Consider the following 18251-nt stretch of genomic DNA (forward strand, 5'->3'; position numbering starts at 1 on the left):
GCGCGATCAGCCCTCGGCCTCTTTCATCGCGGCCTTGCGGCGCGCCAGCATGACCGACCCCGCCACCGATCCCGCGATCAGCACCCAGAGCAGCACCGCGATCCAGCTTTTGGTGAAGAAGATCGACAGCGTGCCGAAGCTTTCCAGGCTTTTGACGAAATAGATCTCGGCCGCCGGGCCAAGGATGAAGCCGATGATGAAGGGCGCGACCTCGATGCCGATCTTGGTGAACAGCCAGCCGGCGACGCCGAAGATCAGCAGCGTCCAGACATCGAACATGATGCCGTAATTGATCGTATAGGCGCCGATCACGCACATCATCAGGATGACCGGGAACAGGATGTGCTTGGGGATCGCCACCACCATGGCCAGCCAGCGGATGGCGAAATACATGATCGCGAACATGGCGATATTGGCGATCAGCATGGCGATGACGATGGAGCTCCAGGTCCCCGGATTGTTGCCGATGAACAGCGGCCCGACCTGGATGCCCTGCAGCGTGAAGGCCCCGATCAGCAGCGCCGTGGTCGCGTCGCCCGGGATCCCCAGCGACAGAAGCGGCACCATCGCCCCCCCGGTCAGCCCGTTATTGCCGGATTCCGAGGCCATGATCCCCGCCGGATTGCCCTTGCCGAAGCTTTCCGGGTTCTTCGAGGCGGTCTTGGTCGCGGTATAGGACAGGATCGAGGCCGCCGAGCCGCCGACGCCGGGCAGGATGCCGACGAAGGTGCCGATGCCCGAGGAGCGCACGAGATTGCCGATCTGCCCCTTGAAGACCGACCTGCTGAAGCGGGAATGGGCGCCGACCTCGATATCCTTGAGCGACTGGCCCTTCGGCATCCCGGCCTCGGCGGCTTCAAGGATGGTCGCCAGCCCGAACAGCCCGATCAGCACCGGCAGCAGCGAAAACCCGCCCTCCAGCCAGTATTCGGTGCCGGGCGGGATCAGGCGGAATTCGCCATTGCCGCCATTGGTCACGTCATAGACGCCGATCAGGCTGATGAAGATGCCCAGAAAGCCCGAGAAGATGCCCATCAGCATGTCCTCGGACAGGGCGGCCATGACGGTCAGCGCGAAGAGGATGATCAGGAATTTCTCGACATAGGAGAACTTGATGGCGAATTCCGCCAGCGCCGGGGCGAAGAAGAACAGCGCGGCAAGCGAGATCAGCCCGCCGACCAGCGAGGCGACGATGCCGATGCGCAGGGCCTTCTCGCCCTCGCCGCGCTGCGCCATCGGATAGCCGTCGAAGGTCGTGGTGATCGAGGAGGGCGTGCCGGGGATGCCCAAGAGGATCGCCGGCACCAGCCCGCCCGAGATGCCGCCGACATAAAGCCCGAGCAGCAGCGCCAGCCCGTTGTCGAGCCCCAGCGAATAGGTCAGCGGCAGGCAGACGGCGACCGCCATGGTCGCGGTCATGCCGGGAATGGCGCCGAAGATGATCCCGACCAGCGTGCCGGAGAAGATCAGGAAGACATACATCGGGGTGATGAATTCGAACATGGTCGCGGCTCCTTCAGGGCAGGGTCAGCGCGAAGACATAGGTGAACAGCCACCAGACCAGCGTCGGGGCGGCCACCGCGACGATCAGCACCGGGACCAGGCTGCGGGCGTCGCGTTCATGCATGTAAAGGATGCTGATCGCCGCCACGAAGGGGATCGAGCAGATCAGGAAGCCAAGGCCGGTATTCGGCCAGCGGTCCCCCACCGGCACCATCAGCAGGAAATAGATCACCGTCAGGATCAGCGTGCCGAAGAAGCGCAGCTTGTCCATGCCGGCGAAGGTCTGCGCCCACATGGCGCCGGAATGGGCGATGGCGCGGCGATGGGTGATCAGGATCGCCAGCCCCAGCAGCGCCAGGATCGAGCCGATAAGCTTCGGAAAGAGCAGGTGGGATGTCTCGAAATCGATGGACACCGCGAGCAGGTCTGCCATGGGGCACCCCCTTTGAAAATGGTGGTCCGTATCGCGAGGTCGCGGGGCCGCTTGCGTGCAGCCCCGCGATATCCCGCGCCTATTGCGCGGTCAGGTTGCCGATGATCTCGGCATAGGCGTCGCGCTTTTCCTTCAGATGCGCGGAAGCCTCGGCCAGCGGGCGGTAATCGGGGATGAAGAAGGCTTCCAGAAGCCGGTTCTTCAGCTCGTCCTGCTGGAACACCTGGGCCAGGGCGGCATCGACGGTCTCCATCTGGGCCGGGTCCATGTCCTTGTTGTAGATCAGGAAGAATTCCTTGTCGAAGGTGAAGTCCTCGCCATTCGGGCGCGGCACCCTGGTCTCGGGCGAGGCATATTTCAGCATGTCGGCGCGGGTCATGTTGCCGACGCCGGCCTCGGGGCCCTGTTCGAGCGCCTCGGGCGTGGCGGTGATCCAGATGAAGCGCATGGCCTTCTGGTCGTCGTCGGGCAGTTCGGCGAATTGCTCGTTCGCCTGGATCGAGCCGTTGATCATGTCGGCCAGCCCGTCGAACATGGCCTGGTTCTTGTCGGCCTGATCGCCGGTATTCACCGCGACGATGTTTTCCTCGGAACCCGGGGCGGTCGCGCGCGCGGCACTTTTCAGCGCCGAGAAGCCGATTTCCGACACCCCGCCCGGCTGGATGGCGACGCGAACCTTCTGGCCGTCCTCGGCGGCCTTCAGCACATCCGCCATGGTCTGATAGGGCGAGTTCTTCGCGACCAGATAGGCATTGCCGGGGTTGATCGCCAGCGTCGGGCCGACCACGAAGCCCTCGAACGGGTCCGGGCTGCCGGCGACGCCGTAAAGGCTGGCCAGATAGGACTGGTCGTGATGCAGCATGATGGTGGTGCCGCGCTTGTCGCGCCCGACCGCCTTGAACGCCTCGGACGCGCCGACGGCATCGACCTTGATGTTCACGCCAAGCTGCTTCGCCAGCGCATCGGCCACCAGCGAGGCCGCCTGATAGGTGTCGCCCCCGGTCGAGCCGGAGCCGATCACCAGCCGCACATTGCGCGGCAGGTCCTGGGCCGCCGCGACAAGGGGCTGGGCCAGCATCGCGGCCGCCACGGCCGCCGACAGGATCACTCTGCGGGTCAGTTTCATCTTTTCCTCCCTTCGGCCGATGCGCGGCCGCCTGATCGACATGACCGGCGCCCTCCACGGCACCGGAACACGCAATGTATGCGCATACATCAACTATCAACATGATTCGGACCGCGCTGTCAATAACTCATTCAATCGCCATAAAATTTGGCAAATGCGGCAATATTGCGTTGACAGGCTGAAATGAATACGCATACATGAAGGGTGAGTGTATTGCGGAGGGAGGATAGCGATGGCCAGGGATGGGGGAATCACGCCGGACAAGCTGCGCAGCGCGCGCTGGTTCGCGCCGGACGATCTGCGCAGCTTCGGCCACCGCTCGCGGATGATGCAGCTCGGCTATTCCGAGGCCGATTTCATGGGCAAGCCGATCATCGGCATCCTGAACACCTGGTCGGAACTGAACTCCTGCCACAGCCATTTCCCGGAACGCATCAAGGACGTGAAGCGCGGCATCCTGCAGGCCGGCGGCCTGCCGGTTGAGATGCCGGCACTGTCGGTCGATGAAAGCTTCAACAAGCCGACCTCGATGCTGTATCGCAACATGTTGGCGATGGAGACGGAAGAACAGATCCGCGCCCATCCGCTGGACGGCGTCGTCCTGATGGGCGGCTGCGACAAGACCACGCCGGGGCTGGTGATGGGCGCGATCACGGCGGGCGTGCCGATGATCTTCCTGCCCGCCGGCCCGATGCTGCGCGGCCATTACGCGGGCAAGATCCTCGGCTCGGGTTCGGATGCGTGGAAATACTGGGACGAACGCCGCGCCGGCAATATCGGCGACGAGGAATGGCTGGGCGTGCAGGGCGGCATCGCCCGTTCCGCCGGCACCTGCATGACCATGGGCACGGCCAGCACCATGACCTCGATCACCGAGGCGATGGGCCTGTCGCTGCCCGGCGCCTCGTCCATCCCCGCCGCCGATTCCGCCCATCAGCGCATGGGCGCCGATTGCGGGCGGCGGATCGTGGAAATGGTCTGGGAGGATCTGACGCCCGAGAAGATCGTGACGCCCGCCGCCGTGCGCAACGCCGCCCTTGTCGGCATGGCCACGGGCTGTTCGACCAATGCCGTCGTCCACCTGATCGCCATGGCGCGGCGCGCAGGCGTCGATCTGACGCTGGACGATCTTGACGCGCTCGGTCGCGAAGTGCCGATGATCTGCAATGTCCGCCCCTCCGGCAAGGATTACCTGATGGAGGATTTCTACTATGCCGGCGGTCTGCGCGCGCTGATGGTGCAGCTGGCCGAAAAGCTGGACCTCTCGGCGCTGACTGTCGCCGGCAAGACCATGGGCGAGGGGATCGAGGGGGCCACCGTCTATAATGACGACGTGATCCGGCCGCTGTCGAACCCGGTCTATCACGAGGGCTCGCTGGCGGTGCTGCGCGGGAACCTGTGTCCCGATGGCGCGGTCATCAAGCCCGCCGCCTGCGATCCGAAATACTGGGTCCATGAGGGCCCGGCGCTGGTTTTCGACAGCTATCCCGAGATGAAGAAGGCCGTCGACGACGAGAACCTGCAGGTCACGCCCGACACGGTGATGGTGCTGCGCAATGCCGGTCCCCTGGGCGGGCCGGGCTTCCCGGAATGGGGGATGCTGCCGATCCCGAAGGCGCTGATCAAGCAGGGCCATCGCGACATGCTGCGGATTTCGGACGCGCGGATGTCGGGCACGTCATATGGCGCCTGCGTGCTGCATGTGGCGCCGGAAAGCTTCGTCGGCGGACCGCTGGCCCTGCTGAAAACCGGCGACACGGTGCGGCTGGACCTGCCGAACCGCCGGCTCGACATGCTGGTCGACGAGGCGGAAATCGAACGTCGCCGCGCCGCATGGACCCCGCCCGAGCCGAAATTCGAACGCGGCTGGGGCTATATGTTCTCTCGCCATGTGACCCAGGCTGACAAGGGTTGCGATTTCGACTATCTCGAACGCGACTTCGGCAAAGCTGCCGGCGAGCCTGACATTTTCTGAACAAGGGAGGCAGACATGCCCTTCACCCCCCATGGCAAGCACCTGATCGCTGGCGACTGGGTCGCATCGGACCGGAGCTTTTCGTCGGAGCCCGCGCATGGCCCGGCGCATGACTTCTCTGTCGGCACGGTCGATCTGGTGAACGCCGCCTGCGAAGCGGCGGAAGAGGCCTTCTGGACCTATGCCTATACCTCGCGCGAGGAACGCGCCGCCTTCCTCGACGCCATCGCCGATGAGATCGAGGCCCGCGCCGAGGCGATCACCGAGATCGGCTCCCAGGAAACCGGCCTCCCCGAGGCCCGACTTCAGGGCGAGCGTGGGCGGACCACCGGCCAGCTTCGCCTTTTCGCGGATCATATCCGCAAGGGCGATTACCTCGACCGCCGTCACGACGCGGCTTTGCCCGACCGCCAGCCCCTGCCGCGCCCGGATCTGCGCATGATCCAGCGCCCGATCGGGCCGGTCGCGGTCTTCGGCGCCTCGAACTTCCCGCTGGCGTTTTCGACCGCAGGCGGGGATACAGCCGCAGCCCTCGCCGCCGGTTGCCCGGTGGTGGTGAAGGGCCATAGCGCCCATCCCGGCACCGGCGAGATCGTCGCCGAAGCCATCAAGGCGGCGGTGGAAAAGACCGGGATGCCGAAGGGCGTCTTCTCGCTGATCCAGGGCGGGCGGCGCGATGTCGGCACCGCACTCGTCCAGCATCCGTTGATCAAGGCTGTGGGCTTCACCGGATCATTGGGCGGGGGCCGGGCGCTGTTCGACCTTTGCGCCGCGCGCCCCGAGCCGATCCCCTTCTTCGGCGAGCTTGGCTCGGTCAACCCGATGTTCGTTCTGCCCGAGGCTGCCAAAGCCCGGGGCGAGGAGATCGGCAAGGGCTGGGCCGGCAGCCTGACCATGGGCGCGGGCCAGTTCTGCACCAATCCCGGCATCGCCGTCGTGGCAACCGGCCCGGCGGGCGACGCCTTTGTCGCTGCCGCCAAGGCCGGGCTGGAAGCCGTCGGCCCGCAGGTCATGCTGACCGATGGGATCGCCAAGGCCTATCGCGACGGGCAGGACCGATTCGAGACCCGCAACAGCGTCACGCCCCTTCTCAGCACCGAAAGCGCGGGCCGCGAGGCCAATCCGAACCTCTATGAGACCGATGCCGCCAGCTATCTGCAGGATCATGCTCTGGGCGAGGAGGTCTTCGGGCCCTTGGGTCTGGTGATCCGGGTCAGCGGCACCGACGAGATGGAGATGCTCGCGAAAGGCTTCGAGGGCCAGCTGACCGCGACCATCCACATGGACGCGGGCGACGCCACCGAGGCGCGAAAACTGCTGCCGATCCTCGAACGCAAGGCGGGCCGGGTGCTGGCCAACGGCTTCCCGACCGGGGTCGAGGTCGCCGATACCATGGTCCATGGCGGCCCCTATCCGGCCTCGACCAACTTCGGCGCGACCAGCGTTGGCACCCTGTCGATCCGCCGCTTCCTGCGCCCCGTCTGTTTCCAGAACATCCCCGAGGGCGTCTTGCCCGACGATCTGCAATAAGGAGCCCGAAGATGAACGAAGCCACCCGTGAAAAGCTGATGGGCGTCTCGGTCGCGACGCTGTGCAGCGTGCTGTTCAAGCGCGGCTTGCGCAACCAGGTCATCCAGGGGGTCCACCCCCTCGGCTGGAAGGGCAGGAACATGGTCGGCCCGGCCTTCACCCTGCGCTATATCCCGGCGCGCGAGGACCGCAACCCGATGAGCGTCTTCGCCGATCCGAAACACCCGCAGCGCGTCGCCATCGAGACCTGCCCGGAGGGCGCGGTGCTGGTCATGGACAGCCGCAAGCAGGCCATGGCGGCCTCGGCCGGGGATATCCTGATCACCCGGCTGATGATGCGCGGCGGTGCCGGTGTCGTCACCGATGGCGGCTTCCGCGATGCCGCGACGATTGCCGAACTGGAGATGCCGGCCTATCACACCCGCCCCTCCAGCCCGACGAACCTGACCAATAACGAGGCGATCGCGCTCAATGAACCCATCGGCTGCGGCGATGCGCCGGTTTTTCCGGGCGATATCATCGTCGGCGATGCCGATTGCGTCATCGTGATCCCGGCCGATATTGCCGACGACTGCGCCGAGGAGGCCGTCCAGATGACCGCCTACGAGGATTTCGTGATCGAGAAGGTCAAGGCCGGCACCCCGATCATCGGGCTTTACCCGCGCACCAAAGACGAATTCTTGCCCGAATTCGAAGCCTGGCGGAAAGCCAACAATCGCTGACAGCTTCAGCCCTACAGGAGATGGCGATGCAGAAGCCCGAGGTCATGGTTCTCAGCCCCATCAGGCGCGACGCGATGGCAATGGCAGAGGCGGCCTTCACGCTGCTGCGCGCCGACAAGGCCGAGGATGCCGAAGACTTCATCGCCGAAAAGGGGGCGAGGTGCCGGGCGCTTCTGACCAGTGGCAATGTGACCATGAGCGGGGCGATGCTGGGTGCCATGCCGCAACTGGCCATGGTCAGTTGCGCGACCGCCGGTTACGACGCGCTGCCGGTCGGTGAATTCGCGGCGCGGGGGATCGCACTGTCCAATACCTCGCCCGCCCTGCGCGACGATGTGGCCGATATGGCGATCCTGCTGATTCTGGCCGCGCAGCGATCTTTCGTGGCAGGCGAAGCCTATGTCCGCAACGGGGACTGGGCGGCGAAGGGAATGTTTCCGCTGCAACGCTCGGTCTCGGGCAAGCGGTTGGGGATTGTCGGGCTGGGCTCGCTCGGTCAGGCGGTGGGCCTGCGGGCGCAGGCTTTCAACATGCGGATCGGTTACTGGAACCGCCGGCCCAAGCCGGTCGACTGGAGCCATCAGCCGGACCTGATCGAGTTGGCCCGCGATTCAGATGTGCTGATCGTGACCGTGGCTGGCGGGCCGGACACGGCGGGGCTGATCTCTGCCCCGGTGATGGAGGCGCTTGGGCCGGACGGACTTCTGGTCAATATCGCGCGCGGTTCTGTCGTGGATGAGCCGGCGCTGATCGCGGCGCTGGAAAGCGGGGCGCTCGGGGCGGCGGCACTGGATGTCTATGCCTCGGAACCCGATCCCGATCCGCGCCTGACGGCGCTGCCCAATGTGACGCTGTCGCCGCATCACGCCTCGGGCACCGAGGAGGCGCGGCGCGCCATGGCACAACTCGCGCTGGATAACCTGACGGCCTTCTTTGCCGGGAAGCCGTTGATTTCGCCGGTCGCTCTCTAGGCCCCCGCTCAGGCCACGGGCTGACCGGCCAGCCAGACCCGGCCAGCGGTAATATCGGGCGTCATGGCCAGAAAATCGGCCCGCGCGCCGGGTTGCAGATGGCCCATATCGCCCAGACCCATCGCCTGCGCGGGATAAAGTGCCGCGAGCCGCAATGCCTCATCCAGCGACAGGCCCAGCTTCCGGTGCACATGACGCACGGCGTCGATCTGGGCGATATCGGCACCGGCAAGGGTGCCATCGGCCAGCGTCAGCCGGCCACCCTGGCGATGGATCTGCCGCCCGTTCAGGGTGAAGCCGGGCAGATCGGTGCCGATGGTCGACATCGCATCCGAGACGAGGAAGATCCGCGCCGGTCCCGCCTTGCCCCGCAGGGCTACGCCCAGGGCCGCGTCATCGACATGGAAACCGTCGGCGATCAGGCCCGGCCAGACCCGCCCGTCATCCAGCGCCGCCCCGACAAGACCGGGCTGGCGATGGGCCAATTGGCTCATGGCATTGTAAAGATGGGTAACCATGCGGGCACCGGCATCGAAGGCGGCGCGGGCCTCAACCAGAGTGCAATCGGTGTGACCGAGGCTGACGGTGATGCCGGCCCCCGCCAGCGCGGCGATCTGCGCAGGCGTCACCGATTCCGGCGCGACGGTGCAGATCATGTGATCCAGTTGCGACGCGGCCTCGGTCAGAACGGCGAGGTCCGCCGCGCTCATCGGCCGGATCAGCGCCGGATCATGGGTGCCCTTGCGCGAAAGCGCCAGATGCGGGCCTTCCAGATGCAGGCCGAGCAGGCCGGGCTGGCCCACAGCGGCACGCGCCGCAGCGATGGCCGCCGCCGTCATCTCGGGCCGGTCGGTGATCAGCGTCGCCATGATCGCGGTGGTGCCAAGCGACAGATGCGCCCGGCAGATCGTGGCCATGCCTTCTGCCGTGGGGTCGTTGTTCAGAAGCACGCCCCCGCCGCCATTGACCTGCAGGTCGATGAAGCCGGGGACGATCCAGCCGTCGACGCACTCACCGGCGGGGGCGTCAGCGGCAGGCAGGACCGCCGCGACCCGCCCCCCCTCGACCAGCAGGGCCGCATCCTCGTGCCAGGTCTCGCCGTCGAAAATGCGCGCTGCGTGATACACCTGCTGTGTCATGCCCTGCCCCGGCCTCTTGCTGAAATCCCTGACGCCCCTGCCCGTGGCGGATCGCCTGCTCTGCGACAGCCTTAGCCTGTCGCCGCCCGCTGCGTCCAGCACCCTGCCCCCGATATGCGGCGCAATGTCCTTGGCCGAAACCTTCGCCTTGCAGTAGAAGGGCAGGACAAGCGCATATCTGCGGAGGAAGACATGAGCCTGACCGAACGCCTCTCTAGCGAGCTGGACCAGATCCGTGCCGACGGGCTGTTCAAATCCGAACGCGTCATCACTTCGATGCAGGCCGGCCGGATCGAGGTGGCACCGGGGCGCAAGGTGCTGAACTTCTGCGCCAATAATTATCTGGGCCTCGCCAACCATCCCGACCTGATCGCCGCCGGCCATGCCGGGCTGGATCGCTATGGCTATGGCATGGCCTCGGTCCGCTTCATCTGCGGCACCCAGGAAGAACACAAGGCGCTGGAAACCCGCATCGCCGCCTTCCTGGGGACCGAGGACGCGATCCTGTTTTCCAGCTGTTTCGACGCCAATACCGGGCTGTTCGAGACCATTCTGGGGCCGGAGGATGCGATCATATCCGACGCGCTGAACCATGCCTCGATCATCGACGGGGTCCGGCTGTGCAAGGCGGCGCGCTATCGCTATGCGAATAACGACATGGCCGAGCTTGAGGCGCGGCTGATCGAGGCCAAGGGCGCGCGCAACCGGGTCGTCGTCACCGATGGCGTCTTTTCCATGGATGGGGTCATCGCCAATCTGCCGGCGATCTGCGATCTGGCCGAGCGGCACGATGCCACGGTCGTCGTCGATGACAGTCACGCGGTCGGGCTGACCGGGCCGGGCGGGCGCGGCACCCCTGCCCTGCACGGGGTGGCAGACCGGGTGCAGATCCTGACCGGGACGCTCGGCAAAGCGCTTGGCGGCGCCTCGGGCGGCTATGTCGCCGGCCCTGCCCCGGTGATCGAGATGCTGCGGCAGCGCGCGCGCCCCTATCTTTTCTCGAACACGCTGGCGCCGGTCATCGCTGCGGCCTCGCTGACCGCGCTCGACCTGATCGAGGCGGGCGACGGACTGCGAGCGCGGCTGGATGGCATTGCTGCCCGCTTCCGCGCCGAGATGGGGGCTGCGGGCTTCACGCTGGCCGGGGCCGGCCATCCGATCATTCCGGTGATGCTGGGCGACGCCCATCTGGCCGGGGATTTCGCGGCCCGGATGATGGAAAAGGGCGTCTATGTCACCGCCTTCTCCTTCCCGGTGGTGCCGCGCGGACAGGCGCGCATCCGCACCCAGATGTCGGCGGCGCATTCCGATGACGACCTGTCGGCGGCCATCGCCGCCTTCATCGAAACCGGCCGCGAATTGAAGGTGATCGCATGAGCAGCAATATGATGAAGGCCCTGGTCAAGGCCCGCGCCGAGCCGGGGCTGTGGATGGAACAGGTGCCGGTGCCCGAACCCGGCCCGAACGAGGTTCTGATCAAGGTCGGCAAAAGCGCCATCTGCGGCACCGATGTCCATATCTGGAACTGGGACGCCTGGGCGGCGAAGACGGTGCCGGTGCCGCTGGTGACGGGACATGAGTTTTCCGGCGTGATCGCCGATACCGGCAGCGCCGTGACCCGCTTCCGCCCCGGTCAGCGGGTCTCGGGCGAGGGGCATATCACCTGCGGCGCCTGCCGCAACTGCCGTGCCGGCCGGGGTCATCTGTGCCGCAACACGCTTGGCGTGGGCGTCCATCGCGCCGGCTCTTTCGCGGAATATCTGTGCCTGCCGGAAAGCAATGTCGTGCCGATCCCCGAAGATGTCCCCGACGAGATCGCCGCCATCTTCGACCCTTTCGGCAATGCCGTTCACACCGCCCTGTCCTTCGATTGCGTGGGCGAGGATGTGCTGGTCACCGGCGCCGGCCCGATCGGGATCATGGGCGCTCTGGTCGCGCAGCGGGCGGGCGCGCGCAAGGTGGTCATTACCGATATCAACCCGGTCCGGCTGGACCTGGCCCGCAGGATGGGCCTCGAACATGCCATCGACACCAGAACCGAGGATCTTTCGGCGGTCATGGCCCGGCTGGGCATGACCGAGGGGTTCGATATCGGGCTGGAAATGTCGGGGGCCGCCCCCGCCTTCCGGCAGATGATCGATCTGATGAACAATGGCGGCAAGATCGCCATTCTGGGCATCGCGCCGACCGGCTTCGAGATCGACTGGAACAAGGTCATCTTCAAGATGCTGCATCTGAAGGGCATCTATGGCCGCGAGATGTACGAGACCTGGTACAAGATGATCGCCTTCGTGCAATCCGGCCTCGACCTGACGCCGCTGATCACCCACCGCCTGCCCATCGACGATTTCGAGGCGGGCTTCGCCGCCATGCGCTCGGGCGAGGCCGGCAAGGTGGTGATGGACTGGGGCTGACCGCCCGCCCTATTTCGGCAGGACCAGCATTTCCTCGGCCGAGAAGTAAAGCGGCGCGGTGCTGCCGGGCCGGGGCAGTTCCGCATCGGGGCTGTTGAACATGTCGATGGATACCGGCTGGCCGGCGACCTCGACCCGGACGCGAACGACCGAGCCGAGGAAATCGTAATTGATCACCCGGCCCTCGATGGCGGCGTCGCCCTCGCGCCGGGGGGTCAGCGACAGCGCCTCGGGGCGCAGGGCGACTGTGACGGGACCCGTCGGCGTGCCATCGGGCGACAGCACCCGGCGCGCGGCCGGCGCGAACCGCTGACCGGCGAATTCCAGCGCCGCATCCTCGCGCAGCACCGCGTCGAACATGTTCAACTGACCGACGAAACCGGCGACGAAACGGGTCGCCGGGCGGTTATAGATCTCGGCCGGGGTGCCGATCTGATCGGCGCGGCCCTGATGCATGACGACGACGCGGTCGGAAATCGACAGCGCCTCCTCCTGATCGTGGGTGACGAAGATCGCGGTGATGCCCAGCTCGCGCTGAATGGCGCGGATATCGTCGCGCAGGGCCACGCGCACCTTGGCATCCAGCGCTGAAAGCGGCTCGTCCAGCAGCAGCAGGTTCGGGCGCGGCGCCAGCGCGCGCGCCAGTGCCACGCGCTGCTGCTGGCCGCCGGAAAGCTGATAGGGATAGCGGTCGCCCAGCTGTTCCAGCTTGATCAGGGCCAGCATTTCCGACACGCGGGCGTCACGCTCGGCCCGGGACAGGCGCGCGATCCTCAGCCCGAAGCCCACATTGTCGCGCACATTCATGTTCGGAAACAGCGCATAGGCCTGAAACACCATGCCGATCCGCCGCCTGTTGGGCGAAAGCCCGGTCACGTCCTGCCCGTCGATCAGGATCCGCCCGGTGCTCGGCGTCTCGAACCCCGCGACCATGCGCAGCACCGTGGTCTTGCCGCAGCCCGAGGGGCCAAGGAAGGACACGAATTCGCCCTTCTCGACATGCAGGTCGAAGTCGTGGACGACCTTGGTCGCGCCGAAGGATTTCTGCAGGTGGTCGAGGTCGAGGAAGCTCATGTCACGGTCTTTCTGACACCCATCAGGCGCGAGAGGAGTTGCATCAGCCCCATGCAGCCCCAGGTGACGGCAAAGGCGATGACGGCAAGGGCTGCGGGCTCATAGGCGCGGTTGGCGCCGAGAAGCTGCATATAGGGGCCGAAGGCGGGCCGGTTCAGCAACGCCGCCATGGTGAATTCGCCGATGACGATGGCGAAGGACAGAAACGCGCCCGACATCACCGCGCCGATGACATTGGGCAGGATCAACTGGCCGATGATGCGCACCCAGCCGGCACCGAGCGCCTGCGCCGCCTCGGTCAGGGACCGCACGTCGAGCGTCGACAGCCCGGTATCGACGGCGCGATACATATAGGGCAGCGCCAGCATGGCATAGCCGCAGAGCAGCAGCAGATTGGTGCCCGCAGCCGTTCCGGTCAGCGGCAGCAGCGACGAGGTGTTGTAAAGCCGGATATAGCCGAAAACCACGACGATGGCCGGAATGACCAGCGGCAAAAGGGTGATGAACTCGATCACCGGGCGCAGCCGTGGCAGGCGCAGCCGCACCCAATAGGCCGTGGGCACGACGATCAGCACGCCCAGCACAATGGTCAGGACCGCCATCACCACCGAATAGCCGAAGGTCTGCCGGAAGGCCGGATCGGCCAGGACCGAGGCATAGGCGTCCAGCGAATACTCGCCCCGCCGCATCCTCAGCGAGAATTCCACCGTGCCGATCAGCGGCAGCAGGAAATAGAGCCCGCCAAGGAAGATGGCCCCCCAGGCCCAGACGCGTCTCATCGCATCCACCGCTCGGCCCGGGTGCGCATGATGACATAGGCCAGATTGGCGATGCCGGTCACGACGATCATGCCGAAGGCCATGGCATAGCCCAGATGCGGGTCCTGCAGCACATCGCCCCGGATCTGCGCGAACAGCATGATCGGCACGATGGACAGCGACGATCCGGTCAGCGCATAGGCCGTGGCGACCGCACCGAAGCTGTTGGCGAAAAGCAGCGCGAAAGTTCCCAGCAGCGACGGGAACAGGATCGGCAGCGCGACCATGCGCCAATATTGCCAGGTCGAGGCGCCCAGCACCTCGGCCGCCTCGCGCCATTCGCGCTTCAGCCCGTCAAGCGCCGGGGTGATGATCAGCACCATCAGCGGGATCTGGAAGAACAGATAGGTCAGCGTCAGCCCCCAGAAGGACAGAAGGTTGAAACCGAGCGCATAGATATTGATGCCAAACCATTGTTTCAGCAGCATTGTCACCAGCCCGACCCGGCCGAGCGTGGCGATGAAGGCAAAGGCCAGCGGCACGCCGGCGAAATTCGAGGCCACGCCCGAAAACGTCATCAGCGGACCGCGCACCCAACCCGGCAAACCGCCGAAGACCACCGCCGCCGCCATGGCAAAGCCGATCAGGCAGCCCAGAATGGCGCTTGCCAGCGAGATCTTGATCGAGATCGTGAAACTGTCGACGATCCGGGGCGAGCTCAGTCCGGCCAAATTTTGGAGGGTGAACTGCCCTTCCGGGTTCTGGAAGGCACCGATGACGATATTCATCGTCGGCAATACCAGAAACAGCAGCGCGAAGGCGAAGAAGGGCACCACGCCCAGCCAGTTCCAGCCGATCTGCTTCATGCGCCCTCGCACCAAAGGGATGGCCCCGCCCGACGGGACGGGGCCGGAACCGGTTTACTCTGCGACAGCGGCGCCGACGACGCTGTCCCAGCCCTCGGTCACGACCTTCTTGTTGGCCTCCTGCTGCTCCAGCGAGGGGAAGATCGCCTGTTCATAGGCCGAGGCCTCGGGCAGCGCGTCCAGCATCTCCTGCGGGACCTTGCCGGCCTGAACCAGATCGTTGAAGCGGATCGGGTGGCAATAGCCCTTCAGCCAGCCAAGCTGCCCCTCGTCGGAATAGAGATATTCCATCCACAGCTTCGCCGCGTTCGGATGCGGCGCATAGGCCGAGATCGCCTGCACATAGACACCGGCGACCACGCCGTCCGAGGGGATGATCACCTCGACCGGGGGGTTGCCGTTCAGCCCGTCGCGCCAGGACAGAAGGTTATAGTCCCAGGCGGTGACGATGGGCGTGGCCCCCTGTGCGATGGTCGCCGACTTGCCGATGACGGGCACGAAATTGCCGGCCTTGTTGACCTCGGCCATCAGTTCCATGCCCTTCTGGCCCGAGGCCTCGCCCGGCTCGCCGCCATTGGCGATGCCCGCCGCCATGACCGAGATGATCGCCTGCGCCGAGGCGCGCGGATCGCCGGCAAGCGCGAAGGCATTGGCATATTCGGGCTTCGTCAGGTCCTTCCAGCTGGTCGGCATGGTGTCGATCAGGTCGGTGTTCACGCCGAAGGCCATGACCCCGTAATAATCGCCATACCAATAGCCGTCGGCATCCTTGGCATCCTCGGGGATCGAGTCCCAGGTCGAGACCTTGTAGGCTTGGATCAGCCCTTCATCCTTGGCCTGCGGACCGAAGGACAGGCCCACGTCGATCACATCGGGCGCCTGCGGGCCGGTATTGTCCTTGTTGGCGCGGATCGCCTCCAGCTCATCGGCGGAACCGGCATCGGGGTTGAGTTCGTTGACGGTGATTTCAGGATATTTCGCCTTGAAGCCCGCGATCACGTCGCCATAGCCGCACCAGTCATGCGGCAGCGCGATGGTGGTCAACTGGCCTTCGGCCTTGGCGGCGTCGATCAACTCCTGACTGGGTTCGGCAAGCGCCGCGCCTGCGACCAGCGCCGGCAGCGCGCAGCCGAGGGACAGGATACGAAGGGTCATGCGAGAGGTCGAGGGCATCATAAGCTCCACGTTGTGGCCAGGCAGGCCGGTTGCATCGCGGCAGGGTTAGGGCCGGATCATGACGATTCTCAAAAGGTTATATGACAAAACTATGTCGATCCAGTCTGTTGACAGGTTGCGACCGGACCGGCCGCCCCCACTGGTTGAATCGCCCGCCTCACAACAAACCGTGACGTTGCAGATCGGCCTCAAGCGCCGCGGGCGAGGTGAAGTGCACCGCCGCCATGCCGATGCTTTCGGCCCCGGCGCAATTCTCGGGCTTGTCGTCGATGAACAGGCAATCCTGCGCGGCCAGCCCGGCGCGCGCGCAGAACAGCCGGAAGATCGCCGGATCGGGTTTCAACATCCCGACCTCGCCCGAGACGATGACGGTGCCGAAGACCTCTCCCAGCCGGGGATGGGCGCGCACGCCTGCGGGCCAGGTCTCGGCCGACCAGTTGGTGATGGCATGGATCGGATGGCCGGCATCGCGCAAGCGGCCAAGCAGCGTCCAGGTCCCCTCGACAGCCCTAACAAGGCTGACGGCGAAATTGCTGAGATAAAGCCCCAGAAGCGCGCGATCCTCGGGATCTGGCAGTTCCGCCGCCAGATCGGCAAAACGCGCCCCGCCATCGGCGCGCAGGTTGCGGCTATTGAAATCGACCCGGGCGAGGAAGTCGCGCACCGCCGCCTCGCTGCCGAGCGCATCGAGAAACGGCGGCACCGGATCCCAGTCGATCAGAACATTGCCGATATCGAAAACGATGGCCTTCATCATGCCCCCCTCAGAAACGTCTTACGATGATTGGTCACATTGCCCGGCGCGAGGTGCAAGGGGGCTTCGCCGGGACTGAGGTTCGCGCACCCGGTCAACCGCGATCGGACACCGGTCCTATCGCCTCTGGGTGATGTTCGCCCCAGACCCGCAGCGTATCCCGCATCAACTGCTTTCGTTCGATCCGTTGCAAGTGACGATGCGCTTCGACCATGTCACCATCGCAGCGGTGAAGCGCCCGGCGCCAGACCCGAAGCGCTGATCGCGCCGACCAGGGCAACACCGCCTGCGCGAGCCAGCCGCGAAGCTCTGACGGCAAACGGTCATAGGCGGCCATGGGATCGCTTTCGCGATGACGGCGGGGCAGCGTCGTGCGGCCATTGGCCTGCATCCCGACCGCGCCCCTCAATCCGCCATCTCCGCAACGTCGATGACCTGCAGCAGCCTGGTCTCGCCGCTGCAACATCACGCGGCCCGCCGCCAACCGGGGAACGGGTCCGGCAAATTGGCCCATTGCTGCGGCATGAAGGCGGACTCATCTCCGATCAGCGCCGAATCGAGCGCGGCGGTGATCGCCGCCCTGTCCATGCCCGCGCCGATGAAGACCAGTTCCTGACGCCGGTCGCCGAAAGGCTCTTGCCAATGCTGCTCCAGATAGGCGCGGGCCTGCGGATGATCTGGCCAACGCTCTTGCGGCACCGTCGCCCACCACATGCCCATCGGCTTGACGCTGCTGAGCGCCCCGGCCAGCGAGAACTCTGCCAGCCATTCGGGACGCGTGGCAATCCAGAAATGTCCCTTGGCACGGATCACACCCGGCAGCGGGCCATTCAGGATGTCATGGACCTTCTGCGGATGGAACGGCCGCCGCGCCCGGTAGACGAAAGAGGAGACGCCGTATTCCTCGGTCTCGGGGACATGATCGGCAAAACCGTAAAGCTCTTTCGCCCACATCGGATGCAGATGCGCCTTGTCGAAGTCGAACAGCCCGGTATCGAAGATGCGATCCTGCGGCACCTGCCCGTAATCGGTCTCGATGATCTTCGCGTCGGGATTGAGCGCGGCGACAATTTTCCGCGCCGCGTCCAGCCTCTGCGGTCCGGCATCGCTGATCTTGTTCAGCACCACCACATCGGCAAATTCGATCTGATCGACCAGCAGATCGACCAATGTCCGGTCATCCGCCTCGCCCAGGGATTCGCCCCGGTCGCGAATGAAATCATGACTGGAATAATCCTTGAGCAGATTGACGGTATCGACCACCGTCACCATCGTATCCAGCCGGGCGACATCGGAAAGACTGTCGTCATTTTCATCGCGGAACTCGAAGGTGGCGGCGACCGGCAGGGGTTCGGCGATACCCGTGCCCTCGATCAGCAGATAGTCGAAGCGCCCCTCATCCGCGAGGCGGCGAACCTCGACCAGCAGGTCGTCGCGCAGGGTGCAGCAGATGCAGCCATTCGACATCTCGACCAGCTTTTCCTCGGTATGGGACAGATCGGCGCCCCCATCGCGCACCAGATCGGCGTCGATATTCACCTCGGACATGTCATTGACGATGACCGCAACACGCCGGCCCTCGCGATTGTTCAGCACATCGTTGAGAAGCGTGGTCTTTCCCGCCCCCAGGAAGCCCGACAGGACGGTGACCGGCAAACGCTTGCCTTTGGCTGGCATGGCTCTCTCCAAGTAATGTTATATCGTAACATTTAATGGAAAGCCGAGCGCTGACGCAAGCAGGTTTTTGGGCGCCTTCTTCAAAGCGCGCTTTGGTGCGGTGAGATATGAGACCCCGCCACCCTGCATCCGG

The 18251-nt window shown here is 65.4% G+C and carries 17 protein-coding genes; 6 read left to right on the forward strand and 11 right to left on the reverse strand.

Features of this window, described 5'->3' with window-relative positions:
* Positions 1-6: 6 nt before the first annotated feature.
* The 3 genes from Q0330_RS07695 to Q0330_RS07705 all read right to left on the reverse strand — a co-directional run bounded on the left by Q0330_RS07695 (position 7) and on the right by Q0330_RS07705 (position 3062).
* A complete protein-coding gene (locus tag Q0330_RS07695; RefSeq protein WP_299476863.1) occupies positions 7-1503 on the reverse strand; it encodes a tripartite tricarboxylate transporter permease in 1497 nt (498 codons plus the stop codon).
* Between the two features lie 13 nt (positions 1504-1516).
* On the reverse strand, positions 1517-1936 hold the full coding sequence (locus tag Q0330_RS07700; protein WP_299476865.1) for a tripartite tricarboxylate transporter TctB family protein: 420 nt from the start codon (positions 1934-1936) through the stop codon (positions 1517-1519).
* 79 nt (positions 1937-2015) lie between these two features.
* Positions 2016-3062: a hypothetical protein gene (locus Q0330_RS07705; RefSeq protein ID WP_299476868.1), complete on the reverse strand. Its 1047-nt coding sequence runs from the start codon at positions 3060-3062 to the stop codon at positions 2016-2018.
* Positions 3063-3294: 232 nt separating this feature from the next.
* On the opposite strand from Q0330_RS07705, the gene araD reads away from it, so the two are divergent.
* From araD to Q0330_RS07725, 4 genes are read left to right on the forward strand one after another with little or no spacing between them, the layout of a single operon-like run.
* The gene (gene araD, locus Q0330_RS07710; protein WP_299476871.1) at positions 3295-5037 is read left to right on the forward strand and encodes an L-arabinonate dehydratase; all 1743 of its coding nucleotides are present in this window, start codon (positions 3295-3297) and stop codon (positions 5035-5037) included.
* Between the two features lie 15 nt (positions 5038-5052).
* Complete coding sequence (locus Q0330_RS07715; RefSeq protein WP_299476874.1) at positions 5053-6567, forward strand: aldehyde dehydrogenase (NADP(+)); 1515 nt, start codon at positions 5053-5055, stop codon at positions 6565-6567.
* A gap of 11 nt (positions 6568-6578) precedes the next feature.
* Positions 6579-7289 carry a ribonuclease activity regulator RraA gene (locus tag Q0330_RS07720; RefSeq protein WP_299476877.1) on the forward strand — a complete coding sequence of 237 codons (711 nt, stop codon included), beginning with the start codon at positions 6579-6581 and terminating at the stop codon, positions 7287-7289.
* A 26-nt stretch (positions 7290-7315) separates the two neighbouring features.
* Positions 7316-8260 carry a 2-hydroxyacid dehydrogenase gene (locus Q0330_RS07725; protein WP_299476880.1) on the forward strand — a complete coding sequence of 315 codons (945 nt, stop codon included), beginning with the start codon at positions 7316-7318 and terminating at the stop codon, positions 8258-8260.
* A gap of 8 nt (positions 8261-8268) precedes the next feature.
* Here the strand turns inward: Q0330_RS07725 and nagA are convergent, their stop codons facing one another.
* Complete coding sequence (nagA, locus tag Q0330_RS07730; RefSeq protein WP_299476883.1) at positions 8269-9399, reverse strand: N-acetylglucosamine-6-phosphate deacetylase; 1131 nt, start codon at positions 9397-9399, stop codon at positions 8269-8271.
* Between the two features lie 192 nt (positions 9400-9591).
* On the opposite strand from nagA, the gene Q0330_RS07735 reads away from it, so the two are divergent.
* Positions 9592-10776, forward strand: a complete 1185-nt coding sequence (locus Q0330_RS07735) for a glycine C-acetyltransferase (protein ID WP_299476886.1) — start codon at positions 9592-9594, stop codon at positions 10774-10776.
* A gap of 11 nt (positions 10777-10787) precedes the next feature.
* A complete protein-coding gene (gene tdh, locus Q0330_RS07740) occupies positions 10788-11813 on the forward strand; it encodes an L-threonine 3-dehydrogenase (protein ID WP_299476953.1) in 1026 nt (341 codons plus the stop codon).
* A gap of 9 nt (positions 11814-11822) precedes the next feature.
* On the opposite strand, the gene Q0330_RS07745 is transcribed toward tdh, so the two are convergent.
* The 7 genes from Q0330_RS07745 to zigA form a co-directional block, all read right to left on the reverse strand.
* Positions 11823-12887 carry an ABC transporter ATP-binding protein gene (locus Q0330_RS07745; protein ID WP_299476890.1) on the reverse strand — a complete coding sequence of 355 codons (1065 nt, stop codon included), beginning with the start codon at positions 12885-12887 and terminating at the stop codon, positions 11823-11825.
* Positions 12884-13666: an ABC transporter permease gene (locus Q0330_RS07750; protein WP_299476893.1), complete on the reverse strand. Its 783-nt coding sequence runs from the start codon at positions 13664-13666 to the stop codon at positions 12884-12886. Before Q0330_RS07750 ends, Q0330_RS07745 begins: the two co-directional genes overlap by 4 nt.
* Positions 13663-14511: an ABC transporter permease subunit gene (locus tag Q0330_RS07755; RefSeq protein ID WP_299476895.1), complete on the reverse strand. Its 849-nt coding sequence runs from the start codon at positions 14509-14511 to the stop codon at positions 13663-13665. The genes Q0330_RS07750 and Q0330_RS07755 overlap by 4 nt, the downstream gene beginning before the upstream one ends.
* A 54-nt stretch (positions 14512-14565) precedes the next feature.
* Positions 14566-15666 carry an ABC transporter substrate-binding protein gene (locus Q0330_RS07760; protein WP_299476897.1) on the reverse strand — a complete coding sequence of 367 codons (1101 nt, stop codon included), beginning with the start codon at positions 15664-15666 and terminating at the stop codon, positions 14566-14568.
* Positions 15667-15844: 178 nt separating this feature from the next.
* On the reverse strand, positions 15845-16441 hold the full coding sequence (locus Q0330_RS07765) for an HAD family phosphatase (protein ID WP_299476899.1): 597 nt from the start codon (positions 16439-16441) through the stop codon (positions 15845-15847).
* 94 nt (positions 16442-16535) lie between these two features.
* Positions 16536-16850: a DUF6525 family protein gene (locus Q0330_RS07770; protein WP_299476902.1), complete on the reverse strand. Its 315-nt coding sequence runs from the start codon at positions 16848-16850 to the stop codon at positions 16536-16538.
* Between the two features lie 56 nt (positions 16851-16906).
* A complete protein-coding gene (gene zigA / locus Q0330_RS07775; RefSeq protein WP_299476904.1) occupies positions 16907-18118 on the reverse strand; it encodes a zinc metallochaperone GTPase ZigA in 1212 nt (403 codons plus the stop codon).
* Positions 18119-18251 lie beyond the last annotated feature (133 nt).

It is taken from the genome of uncultured Paracoccus sp. (genome assembly GCF_937873615.1).
Classification (GTDB): Bacteria; Pseudomonadota; Alphaproteobacteria; order Rhodobacterales; family Rhodobacteraceae; genus Paracoccus.

Coding starts and splice junctions, on each gene's coding strand:
- Q0330_RS07695 (WP_299476863.1), bottom strand. CDS start 1,503: ATGTTCGAATTCATCACCCCGATGTATGTCTTCCTGATCTTCTCCGGC.
- Q0330_RS07700 (WP_299476865.1), bottom strand. CDS start 1,936: ATGGCAGACCTGCTCGCGGTGTCCATCGATTTCGAGACATCCCACCTG.
- Q0330_RS07705 (WP_299476868.1), bottom strand. CDS start 3,062: ATGAAACTGACCCGCAGAGTGATCCTGTCGGCGGCCGTGGCGGCCGCG.
- araD (WP_299476871.1), top strand. CDS start 3,295: ATGGCCAGGGATGGGGGAATCACGCCGGACAAGCTGCGCAGCGCGCGC.
- Q0330_RS07715 (WP_299476874.1), top strand. CDS start 5,053: ATGCCCTTCACCCCCCATGGCAAGCACCTGATCGCTGGCGACTGGGTC.
- Q0330_RS07720 (WP_299476877.1), top strand. CDS start 6,579: ATGAACGAAGCCACCCGTGAAAAGCTGATGGGCGTCTCGGTCGCGACG.
- Q0330_RS07725 (WP_299476880.1), top strand. CDS start 7,316: ATGCAGAAGCCCGAGGTCATGGTTCTCAGCCCCATCAGGCGCGACGCG.
- nagA (WP_299476883.1), bottom strand. CDS start 9,399: ATGACACAGCAGGTGTATCACGCAGCGCGCATTTTCGACGGCGAGACC.
- Q0330_RS07735 (WP_299476886.1), top strand. CDS start 9,592: ATGAGCCTGACCGAACGCCTCTCTAGCGAGCTGGACCAGATCCGTGCC.
- tdh (WP_299476953.1), top strand. CDS start 10,788: ATGAAGGCCCTGGTCAAGGCCCGCGCCGAGCCGGGGCTGTGGATGGAA.
- Q0330_RS07745 (WP_299476890.1), bottom strand. CDS start 12,887: ATGAGCTTCCTCGACCTCGACCACCTGCAGAAATCCTTCGGCGCGACC.
- Q0330_RS07750 (WP_299476893.1), bottom strand. CDS start 13,666: ATGAGACGCGTCTGGGCCTGGGGGGCCATCTTCCTTGGCGGGCTCTAT.
- Q0330_RS07755 (WP_299476895.1), bottom strand. CDS start 14,511: ATGAAGCAGATCGGCTGGAACTGGCTGGGCGTGGTGCCCTTCTTCGCC.
- Q0330_RS07760 (WP_299476897.1), bottom strand. CDS start 15,666: ATGACCCTTCGTATCCTGTCCCTCGGCTGCGCGCTGCCGGCGCTGGTC.
- Q0330_RS07765 (WP_299476899.1), bottom strand. CDS start 16,441: ATGAAGGCCATCGTTTTCGATATCGGCAATGTTCTGATCGACTGGGAT.
- zigA (WP_299476904.1), bottom strand. CDS start 18,118: ATGCCAGCCAAAGGCAAGCGTTTGCCGGTCACCGTCCTGTCGGGCTTC.